Annotated in this window: 1 pseudogene; it reads right to left on the bottom strand. The window is 67.0% G+C overall.

Annotated features, from left to right (window positions below):
• Positions 1 to 151: 151 nt before the first annotated feature.
• Positions 152 to 542: pseudogene (locus CSC62_RS17615) on the bottom strand (aminoglycoside phosphotransferase family protein); the annotation flags it as partial.

Here is a 542-nt window from a genome sequence, read left to right as displayed (position 1 = left end):
GACCGCGTCCAGTTCGACTGCATCGGCGCCGGGTTGCTGCTGCGCCAGTGCAGGGGCGCAGCAAAACGCCAGTGCAAGCGCAAGCGGGCAGCGGGAGAGCAGGGGGAAGGCAACGGACATTGGGCAAGACTCGACAGAGAAGGGAAGGTGCTCATGGCAGTCGGCGCGCACGTGCGTGCAGGTGTTCGAGCAGGTGCCGACCATCGGCGCTGGCGAACCAGTCCGCGTGGCCGAGCAGATAGCGGTGATAGGCGATATCGACATTGGCGGGCGAACGCGTGATGCCGGCGAAATATTCCATTTCGCTCAAGGCGAAGTCGGCATGCACGATCGGCAGCAATGCGGCCAGGCGGCGCAAGTGGTTTGCGTCCAGTGGGCGATGCTGCGCGTAGCCCTCCAGCAGCGCGTCGAGCTGGTCGAGCTCGGCCTGCGCGCGTGGGCCGGTGTCCAGCCGCGACCAGGGGATGAGGTTGCGTTCGATCGCGGGGGCGAGATCGAACGCAGCCTCATCCCCTGGTTGCGGCTGGACAGCGGCGCACGCG

Source organism: Pseudoxanthomonas jiangsuensis (assembly GCF_010093185.1).
Taxonomy (GTDB): Bacteria; Pseudomonadota; Gammaproteobacteria; order Xanthomonadales; family Xanthomonadaceae; genus Pseudoxanthomonas; species Pseudoxanthomonas jiangsuensis.
The sequence above is the reverse complement of the archived record's forward strand: the minus strand, read 5'-3'. Positions and strand labels throughout refer to the sequence as shown.